The organism is Arsenicibacter sp. R0_47, from assembly GCF_057652235.1.
The window spans coordinates 260,964-281,775 of record NZ_JBYFCJ010000007.1 but is presented as its reverse complement, the minus strand read 5'-3'; the positions used below and the strand labels follow the sequence as shown (position 1 = coordinate 281,775).

General features: G+C 52.1%; 18 protein-coding genes. 11 read left to right on the top strand and 7 right to left on the bottom strand.

Annotation, left to right across the window (positions count from 1 at the left end):
• Genes bcp through AC23NW_RS15770 form a run of 3 tightly spaced genes read right to left on the bottom strand, consistent with a single transcriptional unit; the run spans nt 1 to nt 3,200 of the window.
• Entirely contained in the window at nt 1-450 is a 450-nt protein-coding gene (gene bcp / locus AC23NW_RS15780; protein WP_487450598.1) for a thioredoxin-dependent thiol peroxidase, read from the bottom strand.
• A gap of 24 nt (nt 451-474) precedes the next feature.
• Entirely contained in the window at nt 475-2,538 is a 2,064-nt protein-coding gene (locus AC23NW_RS15775) for a M23 family metallopeptidase (RefSeq protein WP_487450597.1), read from the bottom strand.
• Nucleotides 2,539-2,588: 50 nt separating this feature from the next.
• Nucleotides 2,589-3,200: a fumarylacetoacetate hydrolase family protein gene (locus AC23NW_RS15770; RefSeq protein WP_487450596.1), complete on the bottom strand. Its 612-nt coding sequence runs from the start codon at nt 3,198-3,200 to the stop codon at nt 2,589-2,591.
• Between the two features lie 178 nt (nt 3,201-3,378).
• On the opposite strand from AC23NW_RS15770, the gene AC23NW_RS15765 reads away from it, so the two are divergent.
• On the top strand, nt 3,379-4,197 hold the full coding sequence (locus AC23NW_RS15765; RefSeq protein ID WP_487450595.1) for a M48 family metallopeptidase: 819 nt from the start codon (nt 3,379-3,381) through the stop codon (nt 4,195-4,197).
• A gap of 181 nt (nt 4,198-4,378) precedes the next feature.
• Here AC23NW_RS15765 and sucC read toward each other — a convergent pair whose 3' ends face one another.
• A complete protein-coding gene (gene sucC, locus AC23NW_RS15760) occupies nt 4,379-5,596 on the bottom strand; it encodes an ADP-forming succinate--CoA ligase subunit beta (RefSeq protein WP_487450594.1) in 1,218 nt (405 codons plus the stop codon).
• A 147-nt stretch (nt 5,597-5,743) separates the two neighbouring features.
• Between sucC and AC23NW_RS15755 the strand changes: the two genes are divergently transcribed.
• Nucleotides 5,744-6,418 (top strand): ABC transporter ATP-binding protein, encoded by a 675-nt coding sequence (locus tag AC23NW_RS15755; RefSeq protein WP_293840116.1) that lies wholly within the window; start codon nt 5,744-5,746, stop codon nt 6,416-6,418.
• A 340-nt stretch (nt 6,419-6,758) separates the two neighbouring features.
• Nucleotides 6,759-6,944, top strand: a complete 186-nt coding sequence (locus AC23NW_RS15750) for a CsbD family protein (RefSeq protein WP_293840113.1) — start codon at nt 6,759-6,761, stop codon at nt 6,942-6,944.
• A 76-nt stretch (nt 6,945-7,020) separates the two neighbouring features.
• Here the strand turns inward: AC23NW_RS15750 and AC23NW_RS15745 are convergent, their stop codons facing one another.
• Both AC23NW_RS15745 and AC23NW_RS15740 read right to left on the bottom strand, forming a co-directional pair.
• A complete protein-coding gene (locus tag AC23NW_RS15745) occupies nt 7,021-8,526 on the bottom strand; it encodes a DUF1501 domain-containing protein (RefSeq protein ID WP_487450593.1) in 1,506 nt (501 codons plus the stop codon).
• Nucleotides 8,527-8,540: 14 nt separating this feature from the next.
• Complete coding sequence (locus AC23NW_RS15740) at nt 8,541-10,208, bottom strand: DUF1800 domain-containing protein (RefSeq protein WP_487450592.1); 1,668 nt, start codon at nt 10,206-10,208, stop codon at nt 8,541-8,543.
• 182 nt (nt 10,209-10,390) lie between these two features.
• Between AC23NW_RS15740 and AC23NW_RS15735 the strand changes: the two genes are divergently transcribed.
• From AC23NW_RS15735 to AC23NW_RS15720, 4 genes are all read left to right on the top strand, one after another.
• Complete coding sequence (locus tag AC23NW_RS15735) at nt 10,391-11,338, top strand: formylglycine-generating enzyme family protein (RefSeq protein WP_487450591.1); 948 nt, start codon at nt 10,391-10,393, stop codon at nt 11,336-11,338.
• A 111-nt stretch (nt 11,339-11,449) separates the two neighbouring features.
• Entirely contained in the window at nt 11,450-12,175 is a 726-nt protein-coding gene (locus AC23NW_RS15730; RefSeq protein WP_487450590.1) for a dioxygenase family protein, read from the top strand.
• A gap of 11 nt (nt 12,176-12,186) precedes the next feature.
• A complete protein-coding gene (locus tag AC23NW_RS15725) occupies nt 12,187-12,873 on the top strand; it encodes a pirin family protein (RefSeq protein WP_487450589.1) in 687 nt (228 codons plus the stop codon).
• A gap of 177 nt (nt 12,874-13,050) precedes the next feature.
• Nucleotides 13,051-14,964, top strand: a complete 1,914-nt coding sequence (locus AC23NW_RS15720) for a YgiQ family radical SAM protein (RefSeq protein ID WP_487450588.1) — start codon at nt 13,051-13,053, stop codon at nt 14,962-14,964.
• A gap of 96 nt (nt 14,965-15,060) precedes the next feature.
• On the opposite strand, the gene AC23NW_RS15715 is transcribed toward AC23NW_RS15720, so the two are convergent.
• A complete protein-coding gene (locus tag AC23NW_RS15715) occupies nt 15,061-15,633 on the bottom strand; it encodes a DUF2911 domain-containing protein (protein ID WP_487450587.1) in 573 nt (190 codons plus the stop codon).
• A 154-nt stretch (nt 15,634-15,787) separates the two neighbouring features.
• Here AC23NW_RS15715 and AC23NW_RS15710 point away from each other — a divergent pair, with 154 nt between their 5' ends.
• From AC23NW_RS15710 to AC23NW_RS15695, 4 genes are all read left to right on the top strand, one after another.
• A complete protein-coding gene (locus AC23NW_RS15710; protein WP_487450586.1) occupies nt 15,788-17,176 on the top strand; it encodes a glycosyl hydrolase in 1,389 nt (462 codons plus the stop codon).
• A complete protein-coding gene (locus tag AC23NW_RS15705; protein ID WP_487450585.1) occupies nt 17,173-18,618 on the top strand; it encodes an oxidoreductase in 1,446 nt (481 codons plus the stop codon). The genes AC23NW_RS15710 and AC23NW_RS15705 overlap by 4 nt, the downstream gene beginning before the upstream one ends.
• 6 nt (nt 18,619-18,624) lie before the next feature.
• Complete coding sequence (locus AC23NW_RS15700) at nt 18,625-19,395, top strand: 3-ketoacyl-ACP reductase (protein ID WP_487450584.1); 771 nt, start codon at nt 18,625-18,627, stop codon at nt 19,393-19,395.
• A gap of 92 nt (nt 19,396-19,487) precedes the next feature.
• Complete coding sequence (locus tag AC23NW_RS15695; RefSeq protein WP_487450583.1) at nt 19,488-20,792, top strand: Gfo/Idh/MocA family oxidoreductase; 1,305 nt, start codon at nt 19,488-19,490, stop codon at nt 20,790-20,792.
• Nucleotides 20,793-20,812 lie beyond the last annotated feature (20 nt).

Sequence of the window (20,812 nt, the reverse complement as noted above, 5' to 3'; positions counted from 1 at the left end):
TTACGTTAAAATTTGTTCTGCGTGTTTTTTTGTATCAACCTTTCCGATGATTTCCGCAATCACACCACCTTCATCAATGACAAACGTAGTCCGTACAGTTCCCATGTACGTGCGGCCATACATCGATTTTTCTTTCCATACGCCATACGCCTCCACCACTTTCTGATCGGTGTCGGAAATTAACGTAAAGGGAAGCTCGTATTTGCTGATGAATTTCTGATGGGCTTTCTCGCCGTCAACACTTACGCCAATGACCTCATAACCAGCCGTCTGAAGCGCACTGTAATTATCCCGCAGGCTACAGGCCTGTGCCGTACAGCCGGGGGTATCATCTTTGGGGTAAAAATAGAGGACAACCTTTTTCCCCCGGTAATCTGACAGACGGACTGCATTTCCGTTCTGATCATTTGCCGTAAAATCCGGCGCCATATCACCAACTTGTAAACTCATAGTCAACTGGTTTGAGTCCTGTTTTTACCGGCGGCGCTTTTTGGATTTTCCTTTCGGAGCCGCTTTTTTCTTAGCCGTTGATTTTGCTTTGACTTTTGCTTTCGGTTTGGGCTTGCTGATGATCGTCCGGCTGGTAGAGACATTACCAGACCGGTCTCTAACCTCAATGATCACTTCAGCGTCATCCGGAAATTCTTCGTCCGGATACAGTTTGTCCGACCAGATCAGTGCCCGTTTGTAGTCATACTGCATCAGCACCCATTCCCCGTTGACCAGCGCCCGGAACGTTCCGATACCGGAGCGGTCATCGCTGATACGGGCCGAAATGCCGTTTGCCGAAGCCGACAGTACATTAATTGACGGCGGATTCACGTCGGTCTGCAACTGAAAACGCCCCAGCTCCCGTGTTCTGAACTCAATCCGGCCGTTTTTCCAGGTACCGCCTACATACCGGCTCCGCCCTCCACTGACCATATAAACCCGCGTACGGGACGTATCTACGGCAACCGGATACGCCGGCGTCCAGGTAACCGTCAGGTAGTCGTTGACCGGAATCGTTGGCTGGTTAATTTCCAGCATACCGTTCGGCAACTGCCTCGTTGTCAGGTAAAGGGTGTCAAACAGCGTTTTACTGTCAAAATTCAGCTTAACTCCGTCCCCTTCATATTCCTGCGGGCGGCCCGGCAGTATTCGTTTCCGGAAATTGGTGGCAACCACCCCACGCCCCACCTGAATTGAATCCGGCATATGTTTGTTCAGATCAATCAGGTAAATGCCCTGGTTCTGACGGATATAACTTACCGGTAATTCATCTATTTTCGAGCCGTGAAATAACAGCGCTACCGGTACGTCAGGCGTCCGGAAGTTCCGTACGGCCAGCTTCAATACACTTTCGTCTACTGTAATCGTAGCCGCTTCTGCCGCACTGCCCGGCACCACCGACGTTGCCTGCACAACCGTTGCCGGTTCGGGCTGGAGCGTAAACCGCAGTACCGTCGGGTTCTGATAGACATCAAACAGGGTTACTTCCACCTCATGCGGCTGACCGTCAAACAGTGGTAAACGCCCGCGCCGGCCATCGGTCCGGTAGATAGGCAACGTGTTGCCATCAGCCACATAACAGCGGTGGTAGCGCAACCCGAATAACTGCTCCACCTCATAGTTTTCGTGGATGTTCATCAGGCGGGTCAGCTCATTGGGAAACGTATCCATGTTGTACGCAAACACCTCTTTGCCATCCAGCTTGATTTCGATACAGTTCAGTCCGTTTTTATACGGCGAGCCGCCCGTACGGTCATAGCCGAGAATTTCCATGCCGACCAGACCCGAGGCTGTAATCGGCTGGTTTATCCCGTATGTGCCGTCGGAACGGCGAACCGGCGCCAGATTAACACGCTGGTATTCCCCGTTAATGCGTGAACTGGTCGTCAGCGTTTTCAGGGCAATCCGCTCAATCACCGGCGACTGGCTATCTTTCAGTTCCTTGAAATCATACAGCAGCGGGTTAATCAGGTTATCTTTCGGGTCCCGTACCTCAAAATGCAGGTGCGGACCGCCGGAACCGCCCGTATTACCCGACAGCGCTACAATATCTCCTTTTTTAACCGGAAACTGATTCGGAGCAGGCCGCAGGTCAATCTCGAACGTCTGTTTGCGGTACTGCTGCTCTCGCAGGTATACACCCAGCGTATCCTTCAGCTCTTTCAGGTGACCATACACGGTGGTCAGGCCGTTCGGGTGTTTGATAAAAATGACATTACCATAGCCCCCCGTAAATACGGCAATCCGGGAGATGTAGCCATCGGCAGCGGCGTATACATTCAGGCCTTCCCGCCCGCCGGTACGGATGTCGAGACCGGCGTGAAAGTGATTGGCCCGCAAATCACCCAGACCACCCGACAGGGAGTTTTCCTGTCCCGGCTGAATCGGGAACATAAAGTAGCCCGGCCCCAGATAACTGGTTCCATTCTCCGAGGTGAGGGTTGTTTTTTTTATCTCCCGTTTCAGTTGCCCAAACACACCACCAATGACGCCAAGCGATAAAAAACCAGCTAATAAAGTGCTTTTCCCAAACCGTCGAATACTCATTCCAAATCGTTAAAATGCTGTAATTGCCCGTGGACAGGCGTACTAAATCCTTATTTTACCTCAAAATCCAGCATTACCTGGTCTTCCAGATACGCTGTCAGCCGGTCACCGGGCTGCACGCCGCTTACCCCTTTCGGCGTACCGGTAAAGATGATATCGCCCTGCTGCAACAGGAAGTAACGCGATACAAACGCGATCAGGTAGTCAATTTTATACAGCATCATGCTGGTATTGCCCTGCTGCCGTGTTTCACCGTTCACATCGAGCCGGAAACCGACATTCTGTAAATCGGCAAACTGACTTTTGGGCACAAACCCCGAAATCGGGGCCGAGCCATTAAAGCCCTTGGCCAGATCCCACGGCAAGCCTTTTGCCTTCAGTTTACTCTGCACGTCACGGGCCGTGAAGTCAATTCCGACCCCGATTTCGTCGTAATACTTATGGGCGAATTTTTCGTCAATATTTTTACCGGTCCGGCTGATCTTAACCAGAATCTCTACTTCATGATGTACATCCGATGAAAAATCCGGATAATAGAAGGCGTCATTATTGCGCAGAATAGCCGTTTCGGGCTTGGTAAAGATGACGGGATCTTCGGGCTGCTCGTTGTTGAGCTCTTTAATATGTTCAGCGTAGTTGCGGCCGACAGCGATGATTTTCATGAATCAGAGACGTACAGAAGGGTTCTGTAACCGGTTAAACGATCCGTTTTAAAGCCGCAAATCTACGGACTAATGACGGTGTGGCCGAATCCGACAATAAAAAAAATGAACAATCACCCGGTAAAAAAGGTACATATTTGACAGTTTTGCCGTCTGATACTATAAATCGTTTACTACAATGAAGAAAATACTTTTGGGCGTTTTACTTTTTTCAATCGCCATCGGTTGCCAGAAGGTCCCGTTGACCGGCAGAAATCAGTTAGCTTTCGTTCCGAATTCTCAGCTGTTACCCATGTCGTTTACTAACTATAAGGAAGTACTGGATACGAGTACCGTTGTCAATAATGGTTCCCAAGCCGAAATGATCAAACGAGTCGGTAGCCGTCTGCGTGCGGCTATGGAAAACTACATGAATACGAACAACTTAGGCAGCCGGCTTGAAGGCTATCAATGGGAGTTCAACCTGATTCAAAGTCCGCAGGTAAATGCGTGGTGCATGCCTGGCGGTAAGGTAGCTTTCTATACCGGTATCCTGCCGTATTGTCAGGGCGAAGCGGGTGTGGCAACGGTCATGGGCCATGAGATTTCACATGCGATTGCTGAGCACGGGAATGAGCGCATGAGTGAGGGGTTGGTTGCAAATGGTCTGATTCAGGGCGGACAGCTTGTTTTAGGTACCATGTCACAGACTCAGAGAACGCAAACGAATGCCCTGCTTTTACAAGCGGCGGGTGTGGCTCTACCAGTAGGCTATCAGGTGCTCCGCGAGCTGCCTCATAGCCGGAAGCAGGAATCAGAAGCCGATCACCTCGGGCTGATTTTCATGGCTATGGCGGGTTATGACCCGAATGAAGCGGTAGGGTTCTGGACCCGCATGGCAAAAGCCGGTTCCGGCCAGAAGCCACCGGAATTCCTGTCAACGCACCCGTCTGATGAGCGCCGGATCAGCGATATAAAAAAGCTGATGCCGGAAGCAATGAAGTATTACAAGCGATAACGTATTGACAGGATTACAGGATGAACAGGATTCAGCCAGCTAAGCCTGTCAATACGTTATCAGGACTGGGTTATGTGAGCGAAAGCAGCAAGAAACACGTAAATCACGTAATCCTGTCAATAAAAGAAAGGCCCGGGAGCAGCTGCTCCCGGGCCTTTTTAATGTATGCATCAGGTCGCGATTACATCGCAGACAGAACCTGCTTTACTTTTTCAGCGGCTTCTTTCAGCTGAACAGCAGAGTAAACCTTCAGACCTGACTCGTCGATGATCCGTGCACCTTCTTCGGCGTTCGTACCTTGCAGACGAACGATGATCGGAATCGGGATATCACCGATTGCTTTGTATGCTTCTACAACACCGGTCGCCACACGGTCGCAACGAACGATACCACCGAAGATGTTGATCAGGATTGCTTTTACGTTCGGATCTTTCAGGATGATACGGAAACCGGCTTCTACCGTTTTCGCGTTAGCTCCACCCCCTACGTCCAGGAAGTTGGCCGGCTCACCGCCTGACAGTTTGATGATGTCCATGGTAGCCATTGCCAGACCGGCACCGTTTACCATACATCCGACGTTACCGTCCAGTTTTACGTAGTTCAGGTCATTGGCCGATGCTTCAACTTCGAGCGGATCCTCTTCCGAGATATCGCGCAGGTTAGCAAGGTCCGGATGACGGTACAAGGCGTTATCGTCAAGGTTTACTTTCGCATCAACCGCCAGGATTTTGTTATCCGATGTTTTCAGCACCGGGTTGATTTCAAACATCGATGCGTCTGAATCAATGTACGCCTTATATAAGGATGTAACGAATTTTACCATTTCTTTGAAGGCTTCACCCGTCAGGCCAAGGGCGAACGCAATTTTACGGGCCTGGAACGGTTGTAAGCCAACGGCTGGATTAATCCATTCTTTGATGATTTTTTCCGGACTATGTTCAGCCACTTCTTCAATATCCATACCCCCTTCGGTGCTGGCCATGATCACGTTGCAGGCTTTAGCACGGTCGAGCAGGATACCCATGTACAATTCTTTCGGCTCTGAATCACCCGGATAGAATACGTCCTGAGCAACCAGTACCTTATTTACTTTTTTGCCTTCAGGGCCAGTCTGATGCGTTACCAGCACGTTACCAATCAGGTTGGTTGCAATGGTACGTACATCTTCCACTGATTTCGCCAGCGCAACACCACGCTGCTCTGAACCCTGGACCTTACCCTTACCGCGGCCACCAGCATGAATCTGTGATTTGACGACTACAAATTTAGAGTTCGTCTGGGCCATGATTTGTTTAGCTGCCTCAACTGCCTTTTCCGGCGATTCGGCAACGATACCTTCCTGAATCCGGACGCCGTAGCGCTTCAGTATTTCTTTACCCTGGTACTCGTGTATATTCATGACAAATAAAGGAAAACAGTAGTTTTGCGTTCGCGCAGCAAGTTAGCCAATAATTTTGTTGAGTTATCAGTTTATAGAGCACAGTTTTCATTTAACCGCGTCAATCTATCCGAAACCGGGCGAAATAAACGACAAAACGTACACTTTATGCAAACACTCCTTCAGGCAACCGATCTGCGTCGTACCTATGGCAATCTTCCCGTTTTAAAGGGTATCAACCTCTCCATTCAGTCGGGCGAGGTAGTCTCCATTGTCGGCGCTTCGGGGGCTGGTAAAAGTACATTACTCCATATTCTGGGCACCCTCGACCGGCCCGACAGCGGAGAGCTGGTGCTGGCGGGCGAGTCGGCCTTTACATTGAATGACCGCGAACTGGCCCGCTTCCGCAACGAACGGATTGGCTTTATTTTTCAGTCTCATAATCTGTTACCTGAATTTACGGCCCTTGAAAATGTATGTTTGCCGGGCTTTATTTCCGGTAAACCCGAAGCCGGCGTCCGTAAACGTGCCGCCGAACTGCTGCAATCGCTGGGGCTGAAAGACCGGATCGATCACTTTCCCTCTCAGATGTCGGGCGGAGAGCAGCAGCGGACCGCCGTCGCCCGTGCCCTGATCAACCAGCCGGACATTGTTTTTGCCGATGAACCCAGCGGAAACCTCGACTCCCACAACGCGCAGGAACTACATCAACTCTTTTTTAATCTGAGGGATCAATTCGGGCAAACATTTGTTATCGTTACACACAACCAGCAATTGGCCGATCTGGCAGACAGAACACTTACGATACGCGACGGCCAAATAGGTGACACAAAAAATACATAGCAGATTATTACTTTTTATCTTTTTGATAAAATACATTACACTGCTTATCAGACACTTATAAAATTGTTGAAAAAAATTTAACGAACGGGAAACAATTATTTGTTACTTTCGTTTTATTATTGCGTCGAAAAGAAAAGTTTTTCATAACGTTGAGTAAATCAGAAAGCCAAGAGAGTGTCTCGCTTGGCTTTTTTGTTTTATATACCTCAGGTACTTCTTATCAGGCCATTTTACCCGTTTTGGGCCGTTCCCTCATCTTTTCTGAACATTCCGTCTCTGAATAAGTCTATATGGTGTAAGCTGCCACGGCAGACACATAAATCATTAAACTATCAACGTCATGAACGAGACAACAATCAAAGGAGCGTGGAACGAGCTCAAAGGCAAAATCAAACAAGCATACGGTGACCTGACAGACGACGATCTGACATACGAAGAAGGTAAAGAAGACGAAATGTGGGGTCGGGTACAGCAAAAAACCGGCAAGACAAAAGACGAAATCAGAAAAGCAGTTGCTGATTTGTAACAATCCGTACTGATTATACGCAAAACACCCCGGCAGGAAAACCTGCCGGGGTGTTTTGCATTCGGACATCAGCGGTTTATCCGGTAAGTTTTACCTTGTAATTACCGGCAAATTTCAGTTTTCCGTCCAGCTTCAGATTACGCAGCGTAACCGATTGGCCAATCGTTACGGTATGCCCCGGACAAATCCGGACGAATTCATTCGGGAACGGCATCCGCCCGACCGTCCACGTATTTTTATCGGTCCAGTCGCCTGAGGCAACCGATTCAACCATATTCGAAAACAACGAGACCGTCGGGAAATTCCGGAACAGCAAGGTATCGGTTTTGCTCTGCCCCGCCCCGAACCAATCGTTCAGAATGTCGTTGTAAACCCGCCGGAAATCGATCTGCATTTTAATTTCCTTGTTTGTCCCCGTTCCCGACAAATCAGACAGGTTCGGGTTGGTACCAATGGTGCTGTGTTTTACACCGGACCCAAAAACAAACATCGGCGCAGCCACACCGTGGTCCGTTCCTTTTGAGTTGTTCGAGTTGGCGCGGCGGCCAAACTCAGAAAACGTCATCCCGATCACCTTATCTTCGATACCCTGTAGTTTCAGATCCTGCTGAAAGAGGGCAATCCCGTCCGATAGTTTTCCCAGGAGCGTGGCGTGGGCACCCTTTGTATTATCCGTTGTATCGACTTGCCCGGAATGCGTATCAAACCCGCCCAGCGAGACAAAATAGATTTTCGTTTTCAGCCCGCCGTGAATCAGGCGCGACACAATTTTCAGCTGATCAGCCAGTGAGTTAACACCGGACGTCGGGTAAGTAGCCAAATTTTTTCCGGCATCGGCGGCTTTCTTGATTTCGCCGGCATAGCCAACTGACAATGCCTGCTGCTGACGGATAAACGAAATTAGTTCGCCGGCATCACAACACGGCAAGTCCCCCGGCGATGTAGCGCCGCCTGCTCCTACCAGCTGGTAAAAACTATCCGGATTACTGATAGCAATTCCCATTGAACCCTGACTGCCCAGCAGTGCGGTTGAGGTGAGATACCCGATCTGAATTGCCAGCGGATCTTCCATATCGGTATTCGGGTAACCGGTCGGATAGCTCGGATAACGGTCTTCGAGGTAACGACCCGCCCAGCCGGTATCAGCGGTCTGGGTACTGTCTACGGCTGTCATCCAGATGTCCGTCGCGCGGTAATGCGACTGGTCGGGATTCGGATACGATACCGAATGGACAATCGACAGTTTTCCGTCATTATACAGGCTTTGCAGGCCGGTCATCGCCGGATGCAGACCTGTAGTATCATTTCCGGTCAGCGCCAGGGCACTGGCCTGGGGTATGGCAATGTTGCTGCGGAGGGTATTATACGCGGAGTACTGATCGAGCGGCAGGACCATATTCAGGCCATCGTTCCCTCCGTTCAGGTAAATAATCACCAGTACACGGTCAGTGTTGGCGGCCGTTGTCTGCAACAGCGACTGTACAAGCACAGAATCCCGGGCCAGCGCCTTCATCCCGAACCCGTCAATCATTACCGGCAACACACAAGCCGAACTCGCTTTAAAAAAATCTCTACGGTTCATGATAGTTGATTGGGTTAGCAAAGCTGGTACTCCGCCATCCGGAGCATGTACTTCATCAGATTTTGAAGACGATAGGTAACCGCGTTTTTGCGGTTCGTGTTGGTCGGCGTCGTCCGGTAGTTATTCCATTCGTTGATCCAGGACGTGCGCGGAATTCCCTGCATCATAATCGTATCAATCAGAAAATCCTTCTGCGACTGAAACAGATCGGTGGCAAACATGTTTTTTGCAAATGCCTCCAGCACATCAACGCAGGTAATGGACGGAGTTCCGGTAACGTCGGAGAAATTAGTTTGCAGCGATGTTGCCCACGCCAGTACATCAATACCCATTTTGTACGGTACACCCGTCCCGTAATAATTGGCATCGACAACCAGCCACCGCCAGATAAAGGCATCGGTAAAATCGCTTCGGAGGGCAATGGTGGTGGTATTCATCCAGATTCTGGAGTAACCTGTCTGATAATAAGGCTCGTACCCGAATACCGTCGGCTGGTCAATGACATCCATCTGCATATCCCGCATCCGCCAGTGGGCAAAATCGCCGAACAGCTTTTTGTAAGCAGCGTAATTTGTAGCCATCGGCGGCACAGGCTGATCAAAAAACTTCAGCGAGCCAATAACCAGCTCAAGCGGCGATTTAATGATCGCACCGATATTTGCCGTATCGAAGAAAATCTGGCTGGTCAGCAGTTTTACAATCACCGGCTGAATGGCATAGTTATTCGACGAGCCGGCAAAAAACTGCGCCAGCGGCACAATCACGTTGGTTTCAATCTCCTGTGTTACATTCGGATTTACATACCAGCGGTAGAGTTTACGGCAGATAAATTTCGGCGTTTCGGGATGATTGAGCAGCATCGTAATCAGATCGCTCAGGTCGGCTTCACCCGTATTGGCAAACCCCGCCGGTGCCGTTGTCCGGGCCGGAATGGTAGTACTGTTATATTTTGCCGAAAAAACCTTGGCGTCCGTGTCGTGCTTAGTCGCCGTGAACGTCGTATCAAAAGTAGTTGAGCCGTTTACCCAGTAGTTGGTGTATTTCCAGCCGGTCAGGGCACGGGCAGCTGCCTTTACATCGTCTTCGGTATAGTTTTTATTACCCGCGAAATCGAACGCACCGACGGTAAATAACTCCTGTAATTCACGGGCATAGTTTTCGTTGGGTTTACCTTTTTCGTTTTCATTTCCGTTCAGAAAACGCAGCATGGCAGGATCTTTGCTGATGCCCGTCACCAGTGTCCGGAAATTACCGAGTGCGTTGGTCCGCAGCAGCTGAAAATAGCGCCAGACAAAGCGGTAGTCATCGACCACCTCACGGGTCGTTACGAAGTGATTCTGCCAGAAAAGAGTCAGCTTTTCCAGCAAGGCCGGCTTATTCGACTGATCAGCCATAATCCCGTACCACCACCATTTAATATAGGTCCCGAAATCAAAATTCCGGTCTCCGTTAAAGGCCTTTTCGAGGTATGTCTGGCCTGCCGTAGCCTTTGTACTGTCCAGATCAATGGGCGGTAACGGGGATACATTCGCATTCTGAATCAGAAGCTGTACCGCCTGGGCAGCCGTTTTGCCGGTAAATCCGGTAATTTCTGTTTGTGTGGGTCCGAATGTTGCCCGGCGCAACAAATGGGCAGCCGTCTTTGCCGTAAGCGGTTGCGTATACGTGTCCAGATAGGGCATTTATCAGTGAAAAATAAATGTTTCGTTACGGAAGTATTCGATCAGCAAATCGAATCAAGGCAGTGAAATGGTATAGCAAGTTAAAGAAATTTAGGTAATTTTCATCCTCCAATTTACCACATTATAACCATCGGTAAATTAGAGCTTTCTTTACCCGACGCGCTTTTGTCCTTTTGGCATACATGAAAAAAATAGTTTCCCTGCTTTTTACCGGCCTGATTTGCTGGTCCTGCCAATCTTCCGATCAGACGTCTTTTTCACTTTCACCAACCATTACCGTCCTTTCTGAAAAACCGGCTGACCTTACTGCTCCGGCTGCCAGTCCGCCCAAACAACTGCCGGACGGGATGGTGTATGTACCGGGCGGCTATGTTCAGATGGGCTCTGAAGACGGGCTGGACCAGGAAAAGCCAACGTTCTGGGCCTTGGTAAAGCCTTTTATGATCGATCAGCACGAAGTGACGGTTGGTGAGTTCCGGAAATTTATCAAGGCAACCGGCTACAAAACACAGGCGCAGCAATTCGGCGATGCCGGTGTGCTGAGTGATTCTACAAAGGAATGGACACTGGTACCAGGCGCAAACTGGGAGTTCCCCTACGGCCCGAAAGCCGGAAAGGCGGCCGATAATCTGCCGGTTACCCAGGTCTCCTGGAACGATGCCACAGCGTATGCGAAATGGGCCGGCAAACGACTGCCCCATGAAATTGAGTGGGAACATGCCGCCCGCAACGGCCGCAACGACCGTACCCTTTACCCCTTCGGCGACGAGCTGGCACCCGGCGGTAAAGCCATGGCCAATACCTGGAACGGCACCTTTCCGAATTTCGATCAGGTGACGGACGGGTTTCATCATGCCTCCCCCGTCGGGCATTTCGGTAAATCTCCGCTCGGGCTGTCCGACCTCTCGGGAAATGTCTGGGAATGGTGTGACAACTGGAAAGTTTCGTATCAGGACCTGCTGAACCGTGCTGAGCCTAAGATCGGGCCGGAAACCGAGCGTGCCCAGCGCGGCGGCTCCTACCTCTGCGAGCCTTCTTGGTGCCACGGCTACCGGGTTTCGGGACGCTCGGGCAGTACCCCGGAAACCTCCCTGATGCACCTTGGTTTCCGCTGTGTGAAAGACATCTGACAGGTGTTTACCGGCAAAAAACCTCTGTTTACCGATAACCTTCGTCCTTCTGCAATGCCGGGAGTCTGTTTTGCGTATTAGGCATATACAATCAATCGCCTGACTAATCACATGAACCGCAAAGACTTTTTGAAAAAGGGATTTACAGCACTCGGCATCAGCATGATTATGCCATTGACAGGCTGTACGAAGACGGAAGTAGACGCCGCCTCAACATCGGGCACCGGAACATCAACGGGCACTACCACCGGAAGCTGCACGGCTACCCCTTCTGAAACAGAAGGTCCTTTTCCGACTAAAACCCCGTCATCGCTGGTACTGACCGATATACGGTCAGACCGGACGGGTGTACCGTTTACCATAAAAATTACGATCCAGAACAAAAACAGCAGCTGCGCCGCTCTGAAAGGTGCCCTGGTCGACATCTGGCACTGCGACAGGGATGGCTATTACTCAGAATATGGCGGCACGGGTATGCAGTCGGCCAACTTTACGTCGGTTCACTTTCTGCGTGGGCGTCAGACAACCGATGCCAATGGTCTGGTAGGTTTTACGTCCATCTTTCCGGGATGGTACTCGGGCCGGGCACCGCACATTCACGTACACATTTACGACTCAACCGGCAAGTCGCTGCTCGTTACGCAGATTGCCTTCCCGAAAGATGTGTGTGATACCGTATATACAACGGCCACTACTTATTATACCCGTGGTACGCAGGATACGACCAACGAGCGGGACAATGTTTTCAGCGACGGTTTCACGACCGAACTGGCGACTGTAACCGGCAGCGTTTCGGCCGGCTACGTACTTACACACACGATTGTTGTCAGCGCCTAACCACGTTTCCGATGCTTACCGACGTTCAGGGACAATTGTATTTAGCCGATCAGCGGGGTATTGCCGAAACGGACGGCTTCCGCAGTTTCCATACATTTAACTTCGGACCTTATCAGGCTGAGGGACGAGCTCCGTTTGGCCGGCTCTGCGTCGTGAATGACGATACGCTGGCAGCCGGCCGTCAGCTGACCATGCAGGTTGATGAGGCTATGTTCGTTCTGATCCTTCCCCTCGTCGGTGGCGTTGAAGTCAGTAGTCCGGTGGCAGATACCAGCTATGCGGTTGCCGGCGAAGCGCTTGTATTATCCTTACCCGCCCATTCGTCGTATTCCATTACCAATCCGTACGATACGGAGCTGATTAATTACCTGCACATCTGGCTCACCGCCCGGCCAGCCGAACGGTTCAGCCCCGGAATCTCGGTTATAGCCTTCGATCTGGCAGTAACCAACCAGCTGTTTTCGGTTGGCGGTACGGATATGCGCGTGTTTGTCGGTCAGTATGGCGGCCGTCAGGAAGACAGCCTGCGCGCCTCGGACCCCGAAAAAGAGCTGTTTGCATTTGTCGTAGAAGGCGCCTTTGAAGTACAGAACCGGCTCCTGCATGCCCGCGACAGCATGTCGTTGCGGGGAGCAGGCGAAATCGAATTTGAAGCCTTATCCAACAATGCGCTGATTCTTTTCATTGATCCTGCCTGATCTTTATTCATCAGTATCCGGTATCCATCCTTAAGCTTCCGGGAAGTTTAGAACTTCCCGGAAGCTTTTTTTGTGCTACAGCCTTACTTATACCTTGGGGTTTTACTACTACTGAAAATTTCAATTGAACTATTTTGTAATTTTGACTCTTTATAAATAGTAATTTTCTTATTCTCCATGATCGAAAGACCCCTTACAGACTGGTTGCCTCTAACGATGAAAGAAGTCGAAAAACGAGGCTGGGACGAAGTGGATATTGTGTTGGTGTCCGGGGATGCATATGTTGACCACCCGGCCTTTGGCACTGCCGTGATCGGCCGGATCATGGAGAGCGAAGGCTTCCGCGTGGCCATTATTGCGCAGCCAAACTGGCAGGATGACCTGCGCGACTTTAAAAAATTCGGCCGCCCGAAGTATTTTTTCGGGGTTACAGCCGGTTGTATGGATTCGATGGTGAATCACTACACCGCCAATAAGCGCCGCCGTTCGAATGATTCTTATACACCTGGCGGTGAGGCTGGTTTCCGGCCCGATTACGCCACCATCGTGTACACCAAAATACTGAAAGAGCTGTATCCGGATGTACCGGTTTTACTGGGTGGCATCGAGGCATCGCTGCGCCGCGTGACACACTATGATTACTGGCAGGACCGGCTGATGCCGTCAATTCTGGCAGATTCAGGGGCCGACATGTTGGTATATGGTATGGGCGAACAACCCCTGCGCGAAATCCTGAAACTGACCCGCAAAGGCGTTCCGTTCGGATCGATGCGTAACATCAATCAGGTCGCCTTCATGCACGACGGTCCTTCGGAACTGCGCGAGTACAACAACTGGAATACGGTTGAACTGACGAGCCACGAAGAATGTCTGGTTGATAAAATTAAATATGCGGCCAACTTCAAAATCGTTGAGGTAGAGTCGAATAAATGGCAGGCCAACCGCATTACGCAGCGGGTTGGTGATCAGATTCTCGTTATCAATCCGCCGTTCAAGACGATGGATGAAACCGAAATCGACAAGTCGTTCGATATGCCGTATACGCGTATGCCGCACCCGAAATACAAAAAACGGGGTGCCATTCCGGCCTACGAAATGATCAAGTTCTCGCTGAACATGCACCGTGGCTGCTTCGGTGGTTGTAGTTTCTGCACCATCTCGGCGCACCAGGGTAAGTTTATTGCGTCCCGCAGCGAAGAATCGATCCTGAAGGAAGTGGACGAGATCACAAAACACCCGGAATTTAAGGGCTATATCTCCGACCTGGGTGGTCCGTCGGCCAACATGTATAAGATGAAGGGCAAGGACGAGTCGATTTGCGCCCGTTGCCAGAGCCCGAGCTGTATTCACCCGGTTATCTGCTCCAACCTCGATACGTCGCACAAGCCGCTGACGCAGCTTTACCGCAAGGTTGATGCCAATCCGGCCATCAAAAAGGCGTTTGTGGGTTCCGGAGTCCGGTATGATCTGCTTGTCGATGATTTCAATAAAAATAACGAAGACGGCAACCACGACGAGTACATGGAGCAGCTGATTACCCGCCACGTATCCGGCCGGTTAAAGGTAGCGCCTGAGCATACGTCCGACGACACGCTCCGGATTATGCGGAAGCCGTCGTTTAAATACTTCAAGCTCTTTAAGAAAAAATACGACAAGATTTCGGACAAGCATAACCTGAAACAGCCGCTGATTCCGTACTTCATTTCGTCGCACCCCGGCTGTGAAGAACAGGATATGGCCAATCTGGCGGCCGAAACCAAAGACATGGGTTTCCAGCTGGAACAGGTGCAGGACTTTACGCCGACACCGATGACCGTCGCGGAGGTAATCTATTATTCGGGCGTCCACCCGTATACGCTCAAGCCGGTCAAAACGGCCAAAACCCGTGACGAGAAACAGGCACAGAACCGGTATTTCTTCTGGTATAAACCGGAATTTAAGGATTGGATCCGTAACCGGCTGAACAAGCTCAACCGGCCCGATCTTGCCGAGCAGCTCCTCGGCGCACAGAAGCAGGGTGGTGGCAGTGGCAGCAGTCAGCCAGCCAAGGCGAAATACCGCAGACCATTTGCCGGTAAGAAAAAGAAATAAGCCGGAGATTAGTATCGCCGGTTAACTTAGTGGTGGCACGACTGGACGGGGACGTCCTACGTACGTGCCACCACTTTTGTTTTAGCGCCACTATTTTTATAGCCCCACCGGCACCGGAATCACTGTTGTGTCCCAGCCGATGTTCATGACCGCATTTTTGGCATCTTTCTTCACAAACTGAATCGAGAAGTTTTCTACCGGTGTTTCGGTTTTCTGTACCGGCACTGTTATGCGCGCTACATCCAGCGCCTGATTGTAGCTGTAAGCTCCCCACTGATCCACGTCCGAGCTGATGATGATGGTCCACTCCTGCTCACCCGGAATGGCCAGTAAGGCATAACTGCCCGCCGGGATTTTCTTATCCCCCAGCGTTACATCCTGATAAAATTTGATTTCCGGCGCTTCATTGGCACCCATCCGCCAGACTTTACCATAAGGCACCAGTTTCCCCATCACCTCACGGTTGTTTTTGGCAGGCCGGCTATAGACCACCCGTACCATCGCCTTGTCCGTTCCGATTTTAGCGGGTGCAAATTTCCGGTCGTGTGCATAATCGTCCGGATAGTAGGCCATATCCATCGGTGTTTTGTCAACACCTCTGAACGTTTGTGCCATCGCAGCGGGCAAGGCACCAAGCACCAGCCCCAAAGCAAGGATAATGTGTTTCATGTTTTTTGAGGTTACTAAGTTTAGCGGCAAGATACCATTTCAACATGGCAAATTGGCTTCGGATTGGAGAAAAGGCAGTAATTAGGCAGCCAGACACTCTTTAGAGGATAAACCCAACAACAACCTATTTCTTCGCTTCTCTTATCCGCGAACGATGATTCAGATTAACGACCACCTTACCCCCGCAGACCTGACCTCGAAACTGACCCGGTTCTGGGAGCTTTCGGCCCAAAAAATCCGCCTGATCGACGCCGAATACGATACCGCAAAGGGCTCACCTGTGTTCACGGCTGCCGGTAAATATACGACCCGCGGCTGGACCGAATGGACGCAGGGCTTTCAGTACGGCTCGTCTATTTTACAGTTCGATGCTACCGGCGACAGCTATTTTCTGGAACAGGGCCGCCGGCAAACCGTGCAGGCAATGGCCCCGCACGTCAGTCATATCGGCGTGCATGACCACGGCTTTAACAACGTCAGTACCTATGGCAACCTGCTCCGGCTCATGCGCGAAGGCAGGATCCCGCAGCAGGACTGGGAGCAGAATTTTTACGAGCTGGCCCTGAAAATATCCGGTGCCGTGCAGGCGAGCCGCTGGACAACCATCAAAAACGGTGGTTTCATTCACTCGTTCAACGGGCCACATTCGCTGTTTGTCGATACCATCCGCTCTTGCCGGGCACTGGTCGTAAGCCATAGCCTCGGGCATGTGTTTCAGGCGGAGAACGACGCCCGCATTAATCTCCTTGACCGGGCCTTGCAGCACATCAAAGCCACCGCCGACTACTCCGTTTTTTACGGTGAAGGCCGCGATAGCTACGACCTTTGGGGCCGAACGGCTCACGAAAGCGTTTTTAACACCAAAGACGGCAACTTCCGCTGCCCGAATTCGCAGCAGGGCTATACCGGCTTTTCGACCTGGACACGCGGCCTTGCCTGGGCGATGTGCGGGTTCCCCGAGCAGCTCGAATACCTCGCCACCCTGCCCGACAGCGAACTCGAACCGTTTGGCGGCCGCACGGCGGTTGAGGCTTATATGCTGAAAGCTGCCAAAGCGACCTGCGATTTCTATATCGAATATACACCAACAGACGGGGTACCGTACTGGGATACCGGAGCACCGTTCCTGCACCTGCTCGGCGATTACCTTGACCGCCCCGCCGATCCGTTCAATGCCTATGAACCCGTTGACAGTTCGGCGGCAGCTATCGGCGCTCAGGGATTACTCCGGCTCGGCAACTACCTCACGGCCAAAGGTGATCAGGAGGCCGGACAACGGTATACACAGGCCGGCCTTACCGTGCTGAACACCCTGCTCGACGAGCCGTACCTGAGTACCGACCCAACCCATCAGGGCCTGTTGTTGCACTCAATTTATCACCGTCCCAATGGCTGGGATTACGTTCCGGCCGGCAGTCCGATCCCGTATGGGGAGTCGAGTATGTGGGGCGACTATCACATACGCGAACTGGCGCTTTACGTGCAGCGACTTGCTGATTCAATCCAACCGTACTATACGTTTTTTAACTGCTTGCCACGATGAGCGAAAAATACAAACCCCGCTTTCCGCGCATGGCGCAACTGAAAACGGCCGGCGATCTCCGGAACTACCTGCAAACCAACCAGATCGACCTGCCTTTTGATGATACTTTATTGCCGGCCGCTGACAGTCCGTTCCGGAAACCGATTCATCTGAAATCGGGCAAAACGATCGGTAACAGCCTGTGTATTCTGCCGATGGAAGGCTGGGATGGCACCCTTGACGGCCGGCCGACTGATTATACCCGCAATCGCTGGCGCAAGTTTGCCGTCAGCGGGGCCAAACTGCTGTTTGGCTGCGAGGCGGTTGCTGTATGCCATTCCGGGAAGGCCAACCCCAATCAGCTGGTGCTGAACAAGGATACCTACGACGAGTTTGTGGCGCTCCGGCAGCTGCTCCTGACCGAACATGCGGCTAAATTCGATACTACCAACGACCTGCTGATCGGCCTGCAGCTGACCCACTCGGGGCGGTTCTGTAAACCACACAGCCACAAGCAGTTTGAGCCGAAGATTCTGTACAGTCACCCGTTTCTGAACAGCAAGTTCGGGATGACACAGGAGCACCCGACCCTCACCGACGACGACATCGACGGCATTATCCGGCAATACATCGACGCAGCGGTGCTGGCTCAACAGGCGGGCTATGATTTCGTGGACGTTAAGCACTGCCACGGGTATCTGGGCCATGAATTTCTGAGCGCTGTTGACCGGGAAGGCCGCTATGGCGGGTCGTTTGAAAACCGTACGCGGTACCTCCGCAGCATTGTGGCTGGTATCCGCGAAGCCGCGCCAGGTCTGGGCATCGGGGTACGGCTCAGCGCCTTTGACTTTTTGCCGTTTAAAAAAGGAACCGACGGTCAGGGCATTCCCGAACCGGCCGAAACCTATCCATATGCGTTTGGCGGTCAGGATAACGGCCTCGGTCTCGACCTGACCGAAGCCAAGGCGTTTCTGTCGCTGCTTCAATCGCTTGACATTGAGCTTGTTTGCATTACGGGCGGCAGCCCTTACTACAACCCGCATCTGATGCGTCCGGCCCTGTTCCCGCCTTCTGATGGCTACCTGCCGCCGGAAGACCCGCTGATCGGGGTGAAACGGCAGATCGACGTAACCCATGCGCTCAAACAGGCGTTTCCTGACCTGACAATCATTGGCTCCGGCTACTCGTATTTACAGGAGTGGTTGCCGAACGTGGCGCAATATGTACTTAACCACGGCATGGCCGACAGCATCGGTTTCGGGCGGATGGTGCTCTCCTACCCGACCATGCCTGCCGACATGGTCGAAGGCAAAACCCTGACCCGGAACCTGATTTGCCGGACGTTTTCGGACTGTACCACGGCTCCGCGCAACGGCATCATTTCGGGTTGTTACCCGCTCGATCCGCTGTATAAGAAAAGTCCGGAAGCCGAACAGCTTAAAGCGGTTAAAGACAGCCTGTAGTACCTCATGAAACCAATCGCTTTAATTACCGGCGGCAGCCGGGGAATCGGGCTGGGCATTGCCCGGCATCTCGCCGGTGCAGGTTTCGATCTGGCCATCAACGGAGTACGTCCGGAAGACGCCGTGCAGGAGCCCCTTGCTGAACTGCGTGCCCTTGGTGCTGATGTGCTCTATTGCCAGGGCGACATTGCCTCGGCCGACGCCCGGGCCGGCATCCTGGCAACGATTAATGCGCATTTCGGCCGTCTGAATGTGCTGGTAAACAATGCCGGGGTAGCGCCGAAAGAGCGCCGCGACATTCTGGACGCCACCGAAGAAAGTTTTGCCTACGTGGTAGCCACTAACCTGCAAGGGCCTTATTTCCTGACCCAGGCCGTAGCCAACTGGCTTATTGCCCAGAAAGACGCAGATGCCTCCTTTTGGGGGTGTATCATCAACGTTTCGTCCATTTCGGCAACGGTAGCCTCGGTCAACCGCGGGGAATATTGCGTGGCGAAGGCCGGCGTCAGCATGGCGACGCAGCTCTTTGCGGTGCGGCTCGGCGAGTTTGATATTCCGGTTTACGAAGTACGGCCGGGCATCATCCGGACCGATATGACAGCCGGTGTAACGGGCAAATACGATAAGCTGATTGAAGACGGCCTCTGCCTGCAAAAACGGTGGGGACTTCCGGATGACGTCGGCAGGGCCGTATCGGCGCTGGCAAAGGGCGACTTCCCCTACTCAACCGGACAGGTCATCATGGTCGATGGCGGACTAACCACGTCACGGTTATAATTTTCATAAATCAGGTTACAAATACACGTTAGTTCCTGATTGTCTTTTGCTTTTGACTACGTGACAATTTACTCCTAAACCTTAATTCACGTATGAAGAGTACGCTTGAATCGCGCCGTGACTTCCTTAAAACCGCGGCCACGGGCTCCCTGGCCGTTATGGGAATGCCGACGATTATTCCGTCCCATGCCTTCGGGGCCAATGACCGTATCAGGGTTGCCGTTATCGGCGTTAATGGCCGCGGAAAAGACCATATTTCCGGTTTTTCACGGCTCAAAGATGTCGAAGTCGTTACCCTGTGCGATGTCGATAAGGTGGTTGCCGCCGAGCGCGCTGCCGACTTTGAAAAGACGTATAACCGCAAAGTGCATACCGAGCAGGACCTGCGCCGTGTGTACGAAGACAAGAACATAGATGCGGTCAGCATTGCAACGCCCAACCACTGGCATGCGCTGGCAGCTATCTGGGCGTGTCAGGCCGGCAAGGATGTGTACGTCGAAAAACCGGGGGCGCATAACCTCTACGAAGGCCGCAAACTGGTCGAAGCCGCCACGAAGTACAACCGCATCGTGCAGCACGGCGTTCAGCTCCGCAGTTCGGTGGCTATCCAGGAGGCGATTAAACACCTCCGCGACGGGCTGATCGGTAAAGTCTACATGGCCCGCGGTCTGGTGTTCAAATGGCGTCCGGATATCGGTAACCAGGGCAACTCGCCCGTTCCGGAGGGACTGAACTGGGACATGTGGCAGGGACCGGCACAGACCAAAGCCTTCAGCAAAAACTACGTACACTATAACTGGCACTGGTTCTGGGACTACGGCAACGGCGATATCGGCAACCAGGGCATCCACGAAACGGACCTGTGTATGTGGGGCTTAGATGTCGGCTTACCGGAAGAAATCACTTCGTCGGGCGGCAAATTCCTGTGGAACGACTGCAAGGAAACGCCGGAAACGCTGACGTCCGTTTACAAGTACCCGAAAGAAGGTAAAGTGATTCAGTTTGAAGTCCGTCCGTGGATGACCAATAAGGAAGACGGCATCGAAATCGGTAATATTTTCTACGGCGATAAAGGCTACATGGTCATTAACGGGTACAACGATTACAAAACGTACCTTGGCAAGGAACGTACCCCCGGACCGGCCAACAAAGCCGGTGGTGATCACTACCTTAACTTTATTGAAGCCGTCCGGGCACGGGATAAGTCGAAGCTCAACGGCCCGGTCGAAACGGCCCACCTGGCATCCGGCATTGCGCACCTGGGCAATATCTCCTACCGCCTCGGCCGGACGCTGAAGTTCGATCCGAAAAAAGAGCAATTTATCGGGGATGCCGAAGCAAACGGCATGCTTACCCGCAAATACCGCGCGCCGTATCTGGTGCCGCAACAAGTATAGTCTTTTCCGTGGTGGTACTT